This window comes from Janthinobacterium sp. 67 (genome assembly GCF_002797895.1).
Lineage (GTDB): Bacteria > Pseudomonadota > Gammaproteobacteria > Burkholderiales > Burkholderiaceae_D > Janthinobacterium.
In genome coordinates this window covers 5,100,978-5,115,118 of sequence record NZ_PGES01000001.1, presented here as the reverse complement: position 1 = coordinate 5,115,118, position 14,141 = coordinate 5,100,978, and the positions used below count along the sequence as shown (strand labels likewise).

Below are 14,141 nucleotides of genomic sequence, written 5' to 3'. Positions count from 1 at the left end.
GGACGACGCCACCGGCACGGTGGCAATATGCACGGCGCGGGCGGCACGCCTGCGTCATTTATGTGACAATTCGTCGTACTGTCGGCTCCGTTTTTCCTCCTCAGGCTCGCATCCATGACCAGTTCCCCGATTAAAAGCTACCTTCCCTGGGTGGTCGCCACCGCCCTGTTCATGGAGCAACTCGACTCCACCATCGTCAACACCGCCATCCCCGCCATGGCCGCCAGCCTGCAAGTGACCCCGCTGAGCCTGAAGGCCGTCGTCACCAGCTACATCCTGAGCCTGGCCGTGTGCATTCCCATCAGCGGCTGGATGGCCGACCGCTTCGGCACGCGGCGCGTGTTTTCCGCCGCCGTTGCCATCTTTACCATCGCCTCCATCCTGTGCGGCCTGTCCGTGAACGCGCCCATGCTGGTGGCCGCGCGCCTGCTGCAAGGGGTGGGCGCGGCCATGATGATGCCGGTGGGCAGGCTCACCATCATCCGCACCTTTCCCAAGTCGCAATTGCTGGCGGCCATGAATTTCGTCATCATCCCCGCCCTGATCGGCCCCCTGCTGGGGCCCACGGTGGGCGGGCTGATCGTGCACTGGCTGTCGTGGCGCGAGATTTTCTTCGTCAACGTGCCCGTCGGCCTGGTGGCCTTGTACCTGGCGCACCGCTACATGCCCGATTACTATGGTGACAAGCCGCGTCCGCTGGACCTGATCGGCCTGGTGCTGTTCGGCACGGGCATCGCACTGCTGTCGTGGCTGCTGGAAATCTTCGGCGAACACCGCATCGACGGCACCTCGTTTGCCGTGCTGCTGTTCATCTCCATCAGCCTGCTGGCCGCATATGCCTGGCATTCGAGCGAAGTGCTGCACCCGCTGCTGCGCCTGACCCTGTTCAAGATCCGCACCTTCCGCGTTTCCGTCGTGGGCGGCTTCGTCACGCGCCTGGGCGTGGGCGGCCTGCCCTTCCTGTTGCCGCTGCTGTACCAGCTGGGCCTGGGCTTGCCCGCCTGGCAGTCGGGCTTGCTGATGATGCCGTCGGCCGCCGCCGCCATGGGCATGAAATTCATATCCGCGCGCGTGCTGGCCCGCTTCGGCTACCGCCAGGTGCTGATCGTCAACACGGTGCTGATCGGCGTCACCATCGCCATGTTTTCGCAGGTGGGCGTGGGCACGCCCCTGTACGTGATCGTCGCCATCAGCCTGTGCATGGGCTTTTTCAATTCGCTGCAGTTTTCCAGCATGAACACCATCGCCTATGCCGACGTCGACAAGGCCGATTCCAGCATGGCCAGCACCATCGCCAGTTCGATGCAGCAACTGTCGATGAGCTTTGGCCTCGCCTTCGGTTCGCTGATCGCGGGCTGGTACTTGGGCGACATGCCGCAGTCGGACCGCGCCATGCTCAGCACGGCGCTGCACCACGCCTTCCTGACCCTGGCCGCCCTGACGGTGCTGTCCTCGCTGACCTTCTGGACCTTGCGCCGCGACGATGGCGAAAGCATCAGCAAGGGCACGGACAGCGACGAGGAAGACGCGGCCGACGTGAAGGCCCAGGCCGTTGTACAGACGGAAGTGCAAACCACGAAAGGCTGAGCCACCTCAAGCTTGCCGCCTGCGCCGCTGGCGCTTTGGCCTGCCACTGCTACCGTAACGGCAGGAGGTGCACATGGCGGCCGAGCGGCGCTTTGCGTGGAAAGGCACGGACCGCCATGGCCAGGCGGTCGAGGGCATCTTGCGCGCGGCCGACGCCACCACTGCCAGGGCCGCGCTCAGACGCCAGGGCATCCTTGCCAGCAAGGTAAAAGCCCCGCGCGCCGCGCCCGGCAAGGCCATCACGCGCAAGGATATCGCCCTGTTCACGCGCCAGCTGTCGACCATGATGGCGGCCGGCGTGCCGCTGCTGCACGCGTTCGACATCGCCGGCAAGGGCCACGCCAAGCCGGCCGTCACCGAGCTGATGCGCGACTTGCGCCGCGACATCGAAGCGGGCAGCAGCCTGCAGCAAGCCTTCCGCCAGTTCCCCCTGCTGTTTGACGAGTTGTATTGCAACTTGCTGGCGGCCGGCGAACAGGCGGGCATCGTGCAGGAATTGCTGGCGCGCCTGGCCACGCACCAGGAAAAAGCCATCGCCCTGCGGCGGCAGGTGCGCGGCGCGCTGATGTATCCGCTGGTCATCGTGCTCGTCGCCATCGTCGTCACGGCCATCATCATGAGCGTCGTCGTACCCGCCTTCCGCCAGGTCTTCGACAGCTTCGGCGCACCGTTGCCGCTGCCCACACTGGTCGTCATGGGCGTATCCGCCTTCCTCGTCCATTACTGGCTGGCTCTGCTGGTGGTGCTTCTGCTTGCTTGCGTGCTGCTGCACCTGGCCTGGCGCCGCTGGCCCGCCTTACGACGCAGCACGCAAGTGCAGGCTTTGCGCCTGCCCGTCTTCGGCCCGCTGCTGCGCAAGGCGGCGATCGCCCGCTGGACGCGCACCCTGGCCGCCATGTTCGCCGCCGGCGTGCCGCTGCTCGATACACTCGGCCTCGTGGGCGCCGCAGCCGGCCACGCGCTGTACCAGGAAGCAACGGTCAGCATCGAGCGCGAAATCCGCGCCGGCGGCAGCCTGACCCTGGCCATGGAACACAGCGCCGTGTTTCCCCCACTGCTGACGCAACTGACCCTGATCGGCGAGGAATCAGGCGCCCTCGACGCCATGCTGTCGCGCGCGGCCGATATCATCGAAGCCGAGATCGACGCCACCGTGGCCACCCTCTCGACCCTGCTGGAACCGGCGCTGATGGTGGTGCTGGGCGTGCTCGTCGGCTCGCTCGTGATTGCCCTGTATTTGCCGATTTTCAAGCTGGGGGCCGTGATTTGAAGATCGAGCCACGCAAAACGTCCCCATGCGCCGGCAGATGTTTTACACTGCGGCAGTGCCAGGCAATGTTTGCGCGGCAACATCATCACCTCAGACAACGCCACCATGCTGCAAGATACCCTGCTGTTCGCCGCCCCCGGCACCCTGCCCGTCGCCCTCGTCGCCGCCCTGTTCGGCCTGATCGTCGGCAGTTTTCTCAACGTGGTGATCCACCGCGTGCCGAAAATGATGCAGCGCGAATCCGACAATTACGTGGCGGAGGAAAGCGGCTTGCCCTTGCCGCACACGGACCGCTACAACCTGATGCTGCCGCACTCGAACTGCACCGCCTGCGGCCACCGCATCACGGCGATGGAAAACATTCCCGTCATCAGCTACCTGCTGCTGCGTGGCAAGTGCAGCGCCTGCCAGGCACCGATCTCCGTGCGCTACCCGCTCGTCGAGCTGCTGACGGGCGCGCTGTCGGCCCTGCTGATCTGGCACTTCGGCAGCGGCTGGACGGGCCTGGCCACGCTCCTGTTTGCGTATTTGCTGATCGCCATGACCTTCATCGATGCCGATACGCAAATGCTGCCCGACGACCTTACCTTCCCCCTGCTGTGGGCCGGTTTGCTGGTCAATATCAACGGCACTTTCGTGCCCCTGCAAGACGCCGTCATCGGCGCGGCCGCCGGCTACCTGGCCCTGTGGGCCGTGTACTGGGCCTTCAAGCTGGCGACAGGCAAGGAGGGAATGGGCTATGGTGACTTCAAATTGCTGGCGGCGCTAGGTGCGTGGCTGGGCTGGACCATGCTGCCGACGATCATCTTGTTGTCGTCGCTGGTGGGCGCCGTGGTCGGCATCGGCCTGATCGTGTTGGCCAAGCGGGGACGCGACAAGCCGATTCCGTTCGGCCCCTATCTGGCGGCGGCGGGCCTGATCGCCCTGCTGTACGGTACGCCCCTGTCGCAGCTCACGCTGGGCCTCGTCAGCTGACCGGCGCAGCACTGCCCCCTATGGAAAAACACATGCAACGACAACACGTCCCTTATTTCAGCGTCGGACTCACCGGCGGCATCGGTTGCGGCAAGAGCACGGTGGCCGACATGTTCGCCGCGCGCGGCGCCTCCATCGTCGATACCGACCAGATCGCCCATAGCCTGACGGCGCCCAATGGCGCAGCCATGCCGGCCCTGGTGGCGGAATTTGGCGCCGGCTACGCGGACGCGCGCGGCGCCCTCGACCGCAGCAAAATGCGCAAGCTCGTGTTTTCCGACGCCGCCGCCAAGGCGAAACTGGAAGCCATCCTGCATCCGCGCATCCGCCAGGCCACCCTGGCGGCCGCCGAAGCGGCGACGGGCAGCTACGTGGTCTTTGCCGTGCCCCTGCTGGTCGAGTCCGGCGGCTGGGTGGAGCGGGTCAACCGGGTACTGGTCATCGATTGCCTGGAAAGCCTGCAAGTGTCGCGCGTGATGGCGCGCAATGGCTTGTCGGAAGAACAAGTCAAAGCCATCATGGCCACGCAAGCCACGCGCGCCATGCGCCTGGCGGCGGCGGACGACGTGATCGACAACAATGGCGATTTGGCGTCCCTGGAACCGCAGATTGCCCAGTTGCACGATTTATATCTGGCATTTTCAAAAAGAATGGCTGGAATGGCCCCGCAACGTTTGTAATTTGTCGACGCTTGGTTCAAAATCACGGGATTGTTTGCAGGTCCTTACTTAAGGGAATTATTTTGATTGTCTACGAATACCCTTTCAACGAACGCATACGTACCTTGTTGCGGCTGGAAGACCTGTACGACAAATTCAAGTTCTTCATCCAGCAAGAACATGCAATGCAGCACCATGTTGCCTTGGCAACTATTTTCGATATGCTCGAAGTGGCGGGCCGCGCCGACCTGAAGTCGGACCTGCTGCAGGAACTCGAGCGCCAGCGCCAAAGCCTGCTCGGTTACCGCAGCAATCCGAATGTGGAACCGGAAACTCTGGACGCCATCCTCGGCGAACTCGACAGTGTTAGCGGCGCCCTCGTGGCGGCGCAAGGCAAGACGGGCCAGAATATCCGCGACAATGAATGGCTGATGAGCATCCGCGGCCGCACCATCATCCCGGGCGGCGCCTGCGAATTCGACTTGCCGTCCTACTTTGCCTGGCAAAAACGCAGCTCGGAACAGCGCCTGACCGATATCCACGCCTGGTTCGCCCCACTCGCACCGCTGTTCGATGCGCTGGCCCTCGTCTTGCGCCTGCTGCGCGATTCCGGCGGACCCGTTAAACTGATCGCCAATGGCGGCAGCTACCAGCAAATGCTGCAAGGCAAGGTGTACCAGATGCTGCGCCTGAGCCTGGACGAAAACTGCGGCGCCATCCCTGAAATTTCCGCCAACAAATACATGCTGTGGGTACGCTTCACCACCCAGGGCGGCGACTTGAAACCCAAGCCGCTGGAAGAAGATGTTCCGTTCGAGCTCACGCTCTGTAATTTTTAACTGTTACTTATTTGCGCCATCATGACCGTCGTTAATTGCCCTACCTGTGCCGCCAAAGTCGAATGGACTGAAGCCAACAAATTCCGCCCCTTCTGCTCGGAACGCTGCAAGCAGATCGACCTGGGTGCCTGGGCCGAAGAAAAATACACGATCCCCGCCGCCGACCCGTTCGAAGATCCCCTTGCGGACGAAGACAACAAGCCGCAGTAAGCCTCAACGCAGTAAACCTTAATTAAACGGATTTTCCAGGCGCAGCCCCTGCGCCGCGAAACTGTCGAGCCTGCCGCTGACCACCGTCAAGCCATAGGCGATGCCCATCGCCGCGATCTGCCCATCGATGCCGTGCGCGTGGCCATGCAGGCGTGCGCACACGAGCGCGCAATCGAGGTCGAATTCCAGCAGCCGCGGCGCATATTCCGCCAGCACGGCTTCCAGCCAGCCTTCCAGCGCCAGTGCTTCCAGCGCCGCCTCGCGCCGCCAACTGCGCTGTATGCCTGCGCGCAACTGTGCGATCACCTGCACCGGCACATAGCGCGCCTCGGGCGCCACCCGCTCGAAAAAATCGGCCACCCCCGCTGGCGCGGCGCTGCCCTTGCGCGCGGCAACGATCACATCCGCATCCAGCAGATAGCCGGGAATAGGCATGGTTCAGGAACGGCGCTCGAAGTCCGCATCGAAGCCCACGTCGGGCATGGCACGCAAAATATCGTCGAGCGGGCGCTTCGGCAGCGGCCGCAAGGCGCTGCGCAAGATGTCGCGGTGCTCGTCCTCGATGCTGCGCCCATGCGCGCGGGCACGCTTGTGCAAGGCGGCGATCAGCAATTCATCGGTATCGGTAAAGGTCAGTGTCAGCGGCATGCGAGACTCCCCGGTGCGTGATGAAAGCACTGTAGCGCAAAGCGCGCGCGATACAAGGAAAGTCACGGAAAAGCTTGCGCCAGCACGCAGCATGCTGCTGCACGCTGGCACCAGATCAGGCAAGAAGCAGGGATTCCCGGCGTACCTCATCTAACCATTCCAGCAGGGGAATGGTGGCCGGCAGCAAGGGTTCCACGCCGACCGTGCCCTGCCAGGCGAACGCCTGCCCTTCCAGGCTTTGCGGCTCGCCCCGCCATGCGCGGCTGATATAGAAATGCAGGCGCACATGGGCGTGCGGATACACATATTCGACGCCGCACCAGGCTTCGGCACTGTCGATATGCAAGCCCAGCTCCTCGACGAACTCGCGTTTCAAGGCGTCAAAAATGGCCTCGCCCGCTTCGACTTTACCGCCAGGAAATTCCCAATAGCCGTCATACGGCTTGCCGGCCGGGCGCTGGCCCAACAGCACGTCGCCGTTCGGCTTCATCAGGATGCCGACGGCCACGTCAACCGGTTTGATTTTCACTTCGCTCATTGCGGCAACTTTCCCGCAGGAAGTTTGCCCGCATAGTCGCGCGCGAATTGCCAAGCGACACGACCCGAACGGGAACCGCGCTGCAAGGCCCAGCGCAGGGCGTCGCCGCGCGCCTGCGCGATCTGCTCCGATGTGCAGCCGAACGAGGCGAGCCAGTGCGCCGCGATATCGAGGTAATCGTCCTGCTTGAACGGATAGAACGACAGCCACAGGCCGAAGCGTTCGGACAGCGAGATTTTCTCTTCCACCGTCTCGCCCGGATGCAGATCGCCATCGTCGTCCGTCTTGTAGCTCGTGTTGTCCGACATGCGTTCCGGCATCAGGTGACGGCGGTTCGACGTGGCGTAGATCAGCACATTGTCCGATTGCGCGGCGATGCTGCCGTCGAGCGCCACTTTCAGCGCCTTGTAGCCGCTCTCGCCCTCTTCGAACGACAGGTCGTCGCAAAAGATGATGAAGCGCTCGGGGCGCGCCGCCACCAGGTCGACGATGTCGGGCAAGTCGGCCAGGTCGGCCTTGTCCACTTCGATCAGGCGCAAGCCCTGGTCGGCAAACTGGTTCAGACAAGCCTTGATCAGGGAAGACTTGCCCGTGCCGCGCGCGCCCGTCAGCAGCACGTTGTTGGCCGGACGCTTACTGACGAACTGGCGCGTGTTCTGCTCGATCTGGGCTTTTTGCGTGCCGATATTGTGCAAGTCGTCCAAGGCGATGTTCGACACGTGGGCCACGGCCTGCAAATAAGGAAGCGCGCCCTGGCGCCGGCGCCAGCGGAAGGCAAAGCTGTTCCAGTCCGGCACGGGCGTCGGCTGCGGCAGGATCGCTTCCACCCTCGCCAGCAACGCTTCGGCACGGATCAGGAATTGATCGAGGCCGGTCATGAGCGGTAGTCGGCGTTGATCGACACGTAGTCATGCGACAGGTCGCACGTCCACAGGGTAGCCGTGGCATCGCCGCGCGCCAGCTTGACGCGGATGGTGATTTCGCTTTGCTGCATCACGCGCTGGCCATCCTGTTCCTGGTAGTCGGGGTTGCGGCCGCCATTCTTGGCCACCCACACGTCGTCCAGGTACAGGTTCAACTGGCCCACGTCCAGGTCGTCCACGCCCGCATAGCCGATGGCGGCCAGGATGCGGCCCAGGTTCGGGTCGGACGCGAAAAACGCCGTTTTCACCAGCGGCGAATGGGCGATGGAATAGGCGATCTTGCGGCACTCTTCCACGTTGCGGCCGTCTTCCACGGTCACGGTCATGAACTTGGTCGCGCCTTCGCCGTCGCGCACGATGGCTTGCGCGAGAAAAGTAGACAGTTCGGTGACGGCGGCGGCCAGTGCCGCATAGTGCGGCGAGTCGATGGAATCGATGACCAGGCTGCCGGCGCCCGTGGCCACCAGCATGAACGAGTCATTGGTGGACGTGTCGCCGTCGATGGTGATGCAGTTGAACGATTTGTCGGCCGCCTGTTTCACCAGCTGGTCCAGCACGGGCTGGGCCACGGTGGCGTCAAACGCGAGGAAACCGAGCATCGTGGCCATGTTCGGCTTGATCATGCCGGCGCCCTTGCTGATGCCCGTCAGGGTGACCGTGTGGCCGCCGATGGTGACCGTGCGCGAGCCGGCTTTCGGCTGCGTGTCGGTGGTCATGATGGCTTCGGCGGCCGAGAACCAGTTGTCCGACGTCAGGGCGGCCACGGCTTGCGGCAAGCCGGCCACGAGACGCTGCACGGGCAAGGGTTCGAGGATCACGCCCGTGGAAAACGGCAGGATTTGCTGCGGCGTGCAACCCAGCAGCTCGGCCAGCGCGGCGCAGCTGGCCTGCGCGTCGGCCAGGCCCGATTCGCCCGTGCCCGCATTCGCGTTGCCCGTGTTGACCAGCAGCGCGCGGATCGGCGCGGCGCCGGCCGTCACGGCGGCCAGGTTGGCTTTCGAAATTTGCACGGGCGCGGCGCAGAAACGGTTCAAGGTGAACACGCCAGCCACGGTGGCCGTCGGCGCCAGTTTCAATACCAGCAAATCCTTGCGGTTGGGTTTCTTGATGCCGGCTTCGGCAACACCGATTTCAATGCCGGCGACGGCTTTCAAGTCGGCGGCGACGGGCTTGGGAGAATTGACGGCCATGGTGATTTCTTCTGCGAGGGAAAATGGAAGCGCTATTGTAGCGCCTTCGCGGCGCCGGTGAACATGCGGCCCGTGAATAGTCGCGATGCTCCCGGCCGCGCCGAAGCGGGCCGGCCATGTGGCCAGGCTTGCGATTTATCAGAACGCCGCAGCCTGGCGGCGCTAAGGTAGGAAAACAAGCGATGGCGCTGCCGGCAAGCGCCTGCGGGGAGGATGTCATGGCGTATGGTAAGTCAGACTGCATGCAGCCCTGCGCATCAGGCATGACATGCCTGATGCGTCGCCTATCCCTGCTTTGCCTGCTGGGCTGCCTGACTGCCTGTACGGTGCCGCGCATCCCGGCAGCTGACGCCGGCGTCCACGCCACTGAACAGGCATCCGAAGCACCGCCCGCCCCAGCCGCGGCTCCCCCTCCCGCGCCGCCCCCGCCTCCCCCACCGCCCACCGCCGTGCCACAAGAAGCAGCGCCCGCCATCCCGTGGAGCGTCCCATGGCCGGCTGGAGGGGGCCTGTTCGGCAACATCGGCAACCTGGTCGGCAGCATGGGCAATGGCGGCAGGCCAGGGCCAGAACCAACGCCAAAGCACAAGACCGCGACGGCTGGCGCCTTGGACGTCACCGTGTATTACGCCACCGACAGGCAGTACCAGAGCGGCAGCCGCAACTATGGCTGGCAGCCCAACCGCGCGCCGCCCAATCTGAGCTACGGCAGCGTGCAAGTGAGCATTCCTGAAAAAAGAGCGCCAGGCGAACTGCCGCTGCCACCGTGGTACGACGTCCTTTCCGGCGACGATGCGCAAAAATATGTGCTGATCAAGGGGATCACGCGCCTGTCCCGCGCGAATTTCCTCGCCGCCGTGAAGGCCAGGATACAGGCTGCCCCGGAACGGCGCGCCGCCTTCATCTACATCCACGGCTACAGCAATTCCTTTGACGATGCCGCCCGGCGCACGGCCCAGATGGCGGCCGACCTCGACATCGGCGCCCTGCCCGTGTTCTACAGCTGGCCATCGAAGGGCACGCTGGCCGGCTATGAATTCGATGAAAACTCTGCCGAATGGACGCAGACGCACCTGCAAGCCTTCCTGGCCGACTTTGCGGAGCACTCTTCCGCCACCGATATCTACATCATCGCCCACAGCATGGGCAATCGCCCGATGACGCTGGCACTGGCCGCCCTGCTGGAAAAACGTCCCGACCTGCGCTCCCTGTTCAAGCAGGTGGTGCTGGCGGCACCGGACATCAATGCCGACGTCTTCCGCGAGCAGATCGCTCCCCGCTTCGCCACCCTCAAGCTGCCCGCCACCCTGTATGCGTCCGCGAACGACAAGGCCATCCGTGCTTCCTACAATTTTGCCAACTGGGACAGGATAGGCGACATCCGCGGCCCCGTCGTTGGCATTCCCGGCATGGAACTCGTCGATGCCTCGGCCGTCATCATGAACTTCATGGGCCATGATTACTTTGCCAGCAACCGGGTCCTGCTGACCGACATCGCCACCATGATCAAGACGGGGCAGCGGGCCAAAAACCGTGGCGGCTTGAAAGGCATACCCTCTCAGGCACCACAATACTGGGCTTTTCCCTGAGCAGCGGCCATGCGTGGCGGCATAAAAAAACGGAGACCGAGGTCTCCGTTTTTTGTCAGGCTGTCACACCGCCTTATGCCAGCTTGCCGTGGCAAGCCTTATATTTTTTGCCGCTGCCGCATGGGCATGGGTCGTTGCGGCCCACTTTGACGCCCATGCTCACGCTCATGTCGTCGACGTTGTCCATGTTGCCGCCGGCCGCAGGCGCCAGCAATTCTTCCGGCGCCGCATTCGGGTCGAACTCGGCGTGCTGGTAGTGCACGTTTTCCACGTGCGACTGCTGCATCGCCTGTTCGGCCGCATCGACTTCTTCGCGCGACTGGATACGCACCGTCATCACGTGTTTCGTGACGTCGTTCTTGATCATGTCGAGCATCTGGCCAAACAGTTCAAACGCTTCGCGCTTGTATTCCTGTTTCGGGTTCTTCTGCGCATAACCGCGCAGGTGAATACCCTGGCGCAGGTGGTCGAGCGCCGCCAGGTGTTCGCGCCAGTGGCTGTCCACGCTTTGCAGCATGACATTGCGCTCGAAGCCGCCAAACGATTCCTTGCCGACGATATCGATCTTCGACTGGTACACGGCATCGGCGCCAGCCAGCACTTTTTCCAGGATCTCTTCGTCCGTCAGGGTCGAATCGGCTTCCAGCATGGATTGCAGCGGCAAGTCGAGCTGCCATTCGCCGGCCAGGGTGTTTTCCAGGCCCTTGATATCCCACTGCTCTTCCACCGATTCTTCCGGCACGTACTGGTGCACCAGGTCGGTGAACACGCCGTGGCGCAGGGAAGCGATCATTTCCGAGATGTCGGTCGTTTCCAGCAGCTCGTTACGCTGCTGGTAGATGACCTTGCGCTGGTCGTTGGCGACGTCATCGTATTCCAGCAATTGCTTGCGGATGTCGAAGTTGCGCGCCTCGACCTTGCGCTGGGCCGATTCAATCGAACGCGAGACGATGCCTGCCTCGATCGGTTCGCCTTCCGGCATTTTCAGACGGTCCATCACGGCGCGCACGCGGTCGCCGGCGAAGATGCGCAGCAACGCGTCGTCGAGCGACAAATAGAAGCGCGACGAACCGGGATCGCCCTGGCGGCCGGCACGGCCACGCAGCTGATTGTCGACGCGGCGCGATTCGTGGCGTTCGGTGCCGATGATGTGCAAGCCGCCCGCATTGACCACGTGGTCGTGCAGGGATTGCCATTCATCGCGCAAGGTCTGCGACTGGGCTGCCTTGTCGGCATCGCTCAGTTCAGCATTGGCTTCGATGAACTTGATCTGGTTCTCGACGTTACCGCCCAACACGATGTCCGTACCGCGACCGGCCATGTTGGTGGCGATGGTGATGGCTTTCGGACGGCCTGCCTGGGCGATGATTTCCGCTTCGCGCGCATGCTGCTTCGCGTTCAGCACATTGTGCGGCAAACCGGCCTTGGTCAGGATACCCGACAGCAGTTCCGAGTTTTCGATCGAGGTCGTGCCGACCAGCACGGGCTGGCCGCGCTCGTAGCAGTCGCGGATGTCGTTCAACATCGCGTTGTATTTTTCAGCCGACGATTTGTAGACCTGATCCTGGCGGTCCTTGCGCTGCAGCGGACGGTTTTGCGGGATCACGACCGTTTCCAGGCCGTAGATTTCCTGGAATTCGTACGCTTCGGTATCGGCCGTACCGGTCATGCCGGCCAGCTTGGCGTACATGCGGAAGTAGTTCTGGAAGGTGATCGAGGCCAGGGTCTGGTTCTCGTTCTGGATCTTGACGCCTTCTTTCGCTTCGACGGCCTGGTGCAAGCCATCGGACCAGCGGCGGCCCGTCATCAGGCGGCCCGTGAATTCATCGACGATCACCACTTCATTGTTCTGCACCACATAGTGCTGATCCTTGAAGTACAGCGCATGCGCGCGCAGGGCCGCATACAGGTGATGCACGAGGGTGATGTTGGCCGAATCGTACAGCGACGCGCCTTCCGGCAGCAGGCCCATTTCCATCAGGATGCCTTCGGCCTTTTCGTGGCCGGCTTCCGTCAGCAGCACCTGGTGCGCTTTTTCATCCTTGGTGTAGTCGCCCGGCACTTCAACCTTGCCCTTGCCGTCCGGCGTTTCTTCGCCGATCTGCAAGGTCAGGCGCGCAGGCACTGCATTGATCTTGTGATACAGATCCGTATGGTTCTCGGCCTGACCCGAAATGATCAAGGGCGTACGCGCTTCATCGATCAGGATCGAGTCGACTTCATCGACGATGCCGAAGTTCAGGCTGCGCTGCACGCGCTCGCGCGCTTCGTAGACCATGTTGTCGCGCAAGAAGTCGAAACCGAATTCATTGTTGGTGCCATACGTGATGTCGGAGTTGTACGCCTGCTGCTTGGCGCTGTGCTCCATCTGCGACATGTTCACGCCCGTCGACAGGCCCAACCATGCATACAGGCGGCCCATGGTCTCGGCATCGCGCTGCGCCAGGTAATCATTGACGGTAACGATATGCACGCCCTTGCCCGACAAGGCATTCAGGTAGGCTGGCAAGGTTGCCATCAGGGTCTTGCCCTCGCCCGTGCCCATCTCCGCGATTTTGCCGAAATGCAAGACCATGCCGCCGATCATCTGCACATCGAAATGGCGCATGCGCAGGACGCGCTTGCTGGCCTCGCGGCAGACGGCAAACGCTTCCGGCAACAAGGCATCGAGCGATTCGCCAGCGGCGATGCGTTCCTTGAAGGCAGGCGTCTTCGCTTGCAGCTCGGCATCCGACAGCTTTTCGATGGCCGGCTCGAGCGCATTGATCTCGCGTACCGTTTTTTGGTATTGCTTGAGCAGCCGCTGGTTGCGGCTACCGAAAATCTGGGTCAGTAATGACATGCTTGAATTCTTGAAAAAACGCCGTTAAAAAAAGCTCGGTAGGTGACGACGAGGTAACAATCGCGTGACCGCACGGAGTTCGACTATGGCAAAAGACGATGATTTTATCATGCGTTCCCGCCAAGGTTGGGGTAATGCACCATATAACAATAGCTTAATGACAAACAAATGGCAGAAATTGCGGACATTTTCCATACTGTAAGGCAATACGGTCCGCCCGCCTGCGCCGCCCCCGCCGCCGCCCTCGCCTTGCGCGGGCGAGTGTGCTATGTTTCGGCCATGCGAACTCCCACTTATTCTCCGGCGCCGCGCCGCGGCTACGGCTTCGCCCGTTCAGGCCCGGCCGTCACGGGCGCAACCGATTTTCTACGCGGCAACGCGACGATGGCCTCATTGATGCCCACCGTCACGCGCCTGGCCGCCCTGCAAAAAGATTGCGCCAGGGCCTTGCCGGCCATGTTCGAGCACTGCGACATCCTGCAGTTTGAAAGCGGGCAGCTGGTGCTGGCCACGCCGAACGCGGCGCTGGCGGCCAAGCTCAAACAGCAATTGCCGAAGTTGCAAGGGGAACTGGAAAGAAAGGGCTGGCAGATTTCAGGCATCAAGCTGAAAGTGCAAGTCATCAAGAGCATCGCGCCCATCGTGCATACGCGGGCGCTGGTCTTGCCGGAAAAAGCCATGTCGGCCCTGGAAGAGCTGAGCACGGCCCTGCCCGCGTCGAAGCAGAACGAGCAATTGATCGCGGCGCTGCGCAACATGGTTCGCCACCACCGCGAACCGCGGGACTGAGAATAACGGCGCTAAATTAACGCATATCGCGTAGGTCGAATTAGGCCCTTCGGGCCGTAATCCGACAACACCACGATCAGTG

At 62.7% G+C, this 14,141-nt stretch carries 14 protein-coding genes; 8 read left to right on the top strand and 6 right to left on the bottom strand.

Annotation, left to right across the window (positions count from 1 at the left end):
- Positions 1–114: 114 nt before the first annotated feature.
- The 6 genes from CLU90_RS23020 (at position 115) to yacG (ending at position 5,540) form a co-directional block, all read left to right on the top strand.
- Positions 115–1,587, top strand: coding sequence for a DHA2 family efflux MFS transporter permease subunit (locus CLU90_RS23020; RefSeq protein ID WP_232731304.1), 1,473 nt, complete (start codon positions 115–117; stop codon positions 1,585–1,587).
- A gap of 73 nt (positions 1,588–1,660) precedes the next feature.
- Complete coding sequence (locus CLU90_RS23015; RefSeq protein WP_100428996.1) at positions 1,661–2,857, top strand: type II secretion system F family protein; 1,197 nt, start codon at positions 1,661–1,663, stop codon at positions 2,855–2,857.
- Positions 2,858–2,962: 105 nt separating this feature from the next.
- Positions 2,963–3,832 (top strand): prepilin peptidase, encoded by an 870-nt coding sequence (locus tag CLU90_RS23010; protein ID WP_100429548.1) that lies wholly within the window; start codon positions 2,963–2,965, stop codon positions 3,830–3,832.
- A gap of 32 nt (positions 3,833–3,864) precedes the next feature.
- On the top strand, positions 3,865–4,512 hold the full coding sequence (gene coaE / locus CLU90_RS23005) for a dephospho-CoA kinase (protein ID WP_092717130.1): 648 nt from the start codon (positions 3,865–3,867) through the stop codon (positions 4,510–4,512).
- Positions 4,513–4,574: 62 nt separating this feature from the next.
- Positions 4,575–5,330, top strand: coding sequence for a cell division protein ZapD (zapD, locus tag CLU90_RS23000; RefSeq protein WP_092717126.1), 756 nt, complete (start codon positions 4,575–4,577; stop codon positions 5,328–5,330).
- A gap of 18 nt (positions 5,331–5,348) precedes the next feature.
- Positions 5,349–5,540, top strand: coding sequence for a DNA gyrase inhibitor YacG (yacG, locus tag CLU90_RS22995; protein ID WP_034748814.1), 192 nt, complete (start codon positions 5,349–5,351; stop codon positions 5,538–5,540).
- An 18-nt stretch (positions 5,541–5,558) separates the two neighbouring features.
- Here yacG and CLU90_RS22990 read toward each other — a convergent pair whose 3' ends face one another.
- The 5 genes from CLU90_RS22990 to argJ all read right to left on the bottom strand — a co-directional run bounded on the left by CLU90_RS22990 (position 5,559) and on the right by argJ (position 8,839).
- Positions 5,559–5,975 (bottom strand): hypothetical protein, encoded by a 417-nt coding sequence (locus CLU90_RS22990; RefSeq protein ID WP_092717123.1) that lies wholly within the window; start codon positions 5,973–5,975, stop codon positions 5,559–5,561.
- A 3-nt stretch (positions 5,976–5,978) separates the two neighbouring features.
- Positions 5,979–6,188, bottom strand: coding sequence for a FitA-like ribbon-helix-helix domain-containing protein (locus tag CLU90_RS22985; RefSeq protein ID WP_092717120.1), 210 nt, complete (start codon positions 6,186–6,188; stop codon positions 5,979–5,981).
- Between the two features lie 115 nt (positions 6,189–6,303).
- The gene (locus CLU90_RS22980) at positions 6,304–6,726 is read right to left on the bottom strand and encodes an NUDIX domain-containing protein (protein WP_100428995.1); all 423 of its coding nucleotides are present in this window, start codon (positions 6,724–6,726) and stop codon (positions 6,304–6,306) included.
- Positions 6,723–7,604: an ATP-binding protein gene (locus CLU90_RS22975; RefSeq protein WP_100428994.1), complete on the bottom strand. Its 882-nt coding sequence runs from the start codon at positions 7,602–7,604 to the stop codon at positions 6,723–6,725. The genes CLU90_RS22980 and CLU90_RS22975 overlap by 4 nt, the downstream gene beginning before the upstream one ends.
- Complete coding sequence (gene argJ / locus CLU90_RS22970) at positions 7,601–8,839, bottom strand: bifunctional glutamate N-acetyltransferase/amino-acid acetyltransferase ArgJ (RefSeq protein WP_100428993.1); 1,239 nt, start codon at positions 8,837–8,839, stop codon at positions 7,601–7,603. Before argJ ends, CLU90_RS22975 begins: the two co-directional genes overlap by 4 nt.
- A gap of 449 nt (positions 8,840–9,288) precedes the next feature.
- Here argJ and CLU90_RS22960 point away from each other — a divergent pair, with 449 nt between their 5' ends.
- Positions 9,289–10,428 (top strand): alpha/beta hydrolase, encoded by a 1,140-nt coding sequence (locus CLU90_RS22960; RefSeq protein WP_157808884.1) that lies wholly within the window; start codon positions 9,289–9,291, stop codon positions 10,426–10,428.
- A 73-nt stretch (positions 10,429–10,501) separates the two neighbouring features.
- Here the strand turns inward: CLU90_RS22960 and secA are convergent, their stop codons facing one another.
- Positions 10,502–13,270 (bottom strand): preprotein translocase subunit SecA, encoded by a 2,769-nt coding sequence (gene secA / locus CLU90_RS22955; RefSeq protein WP_100428990.1) that lies wholly within the window; start codon positions 13,268–13,270, stop codon positions 10,502–10,504.
- 279 nt (positions 13,271–13,549) lie between these two features.
- Between secA and CLU90_RS22950 the strand changes: the two genes are divergently transcribed.
- Positions 13,550–14,059, top strand: a complete 510-nt coding sequence (locus CLU90_RS22950; protein WP_092717104.1) for a DciA family protein — start codon at positions 13,550–13,552, stop codon at positions 14,057–14,059.
- The last annotated feature ends 82 nt before the right edge of the window (positions 14,060–14,141 follow it).

Coding starts and splice junctions, on each gene's coding strand:
- CLU90_RS22990 (WP_092717123.1), bottom strand. CDS start 5,975: ATGCCTATTCCCGGCTATCTGCTGGATGCGGATGTGATCGTTGCCGCG.
- argJ (WP_100428993.1), bottom strand. CDS start 8,839: ATGGCCGTCAATTCTCCCAAGCCCGTCGCCGCCGACTTGAAAGCCGTC.
- CLU90_RS22950 (WP_092717104.1), top strand. CDS start 13,550: ATGCGAACTCCCACTTATTCTCCGGCGCCGCGCCGCGGCTACGGCTTC.
- CLU90_RS22980 (WP_100428995.1), bottom strand. CDS start 6,726: ATGAGCGAAGTGAAAATCAAACCGGTTGACGTGGCCGTCGGCATCCTG.
- CLU90_RS22975 (WP_100428994.1), bottom strand. CDS start 7,604: ATGACCGGCCTCGATCAATTCCTGATCCGTGCCGAAGCGTTGCTGGCG.
- CLU90_RS22985 (WP_092717120.1), bottom strand. CDS start 6,188: ATGCCGCTGACACTGACCTTTACCGATACCGATGAATTGCTGATCGCC.
- coaE (WP_092717130.1), top strand. CDS start 3,865: ATGCAACGACAACACGTCCCTTATTTCAGCGTCGGACTCACCGGCGGC.
- CLU90_RS23010 (WP_100429548.1), top strand. CDS start 2,963: ATGCTGCAAGATACCCTGCTGTTCGCCGCCCCCGGCACCCTGCCCGTC.
- CLU90_RS23020 (WP_232731304.1), top strand. CDS start 115: ATGACCAGTTCCCCGATTAAAAGCTACCTTCCCTGGGTGGTCGCCACC.
- secA (WP_100428990.1), bottom strand. CDS start 13,270: ATGTCATTACTGACCCAGATTTTCGGTAGCCGCAACCAGCGGCTGCTC.
- CLU90_RS23015 (WP_100428996.1), top strand. CDS start 1,661: ATGGCGGCCGAGCGGCGCTTTGCGTGGAAAGGCACGGACCGCCATGGC.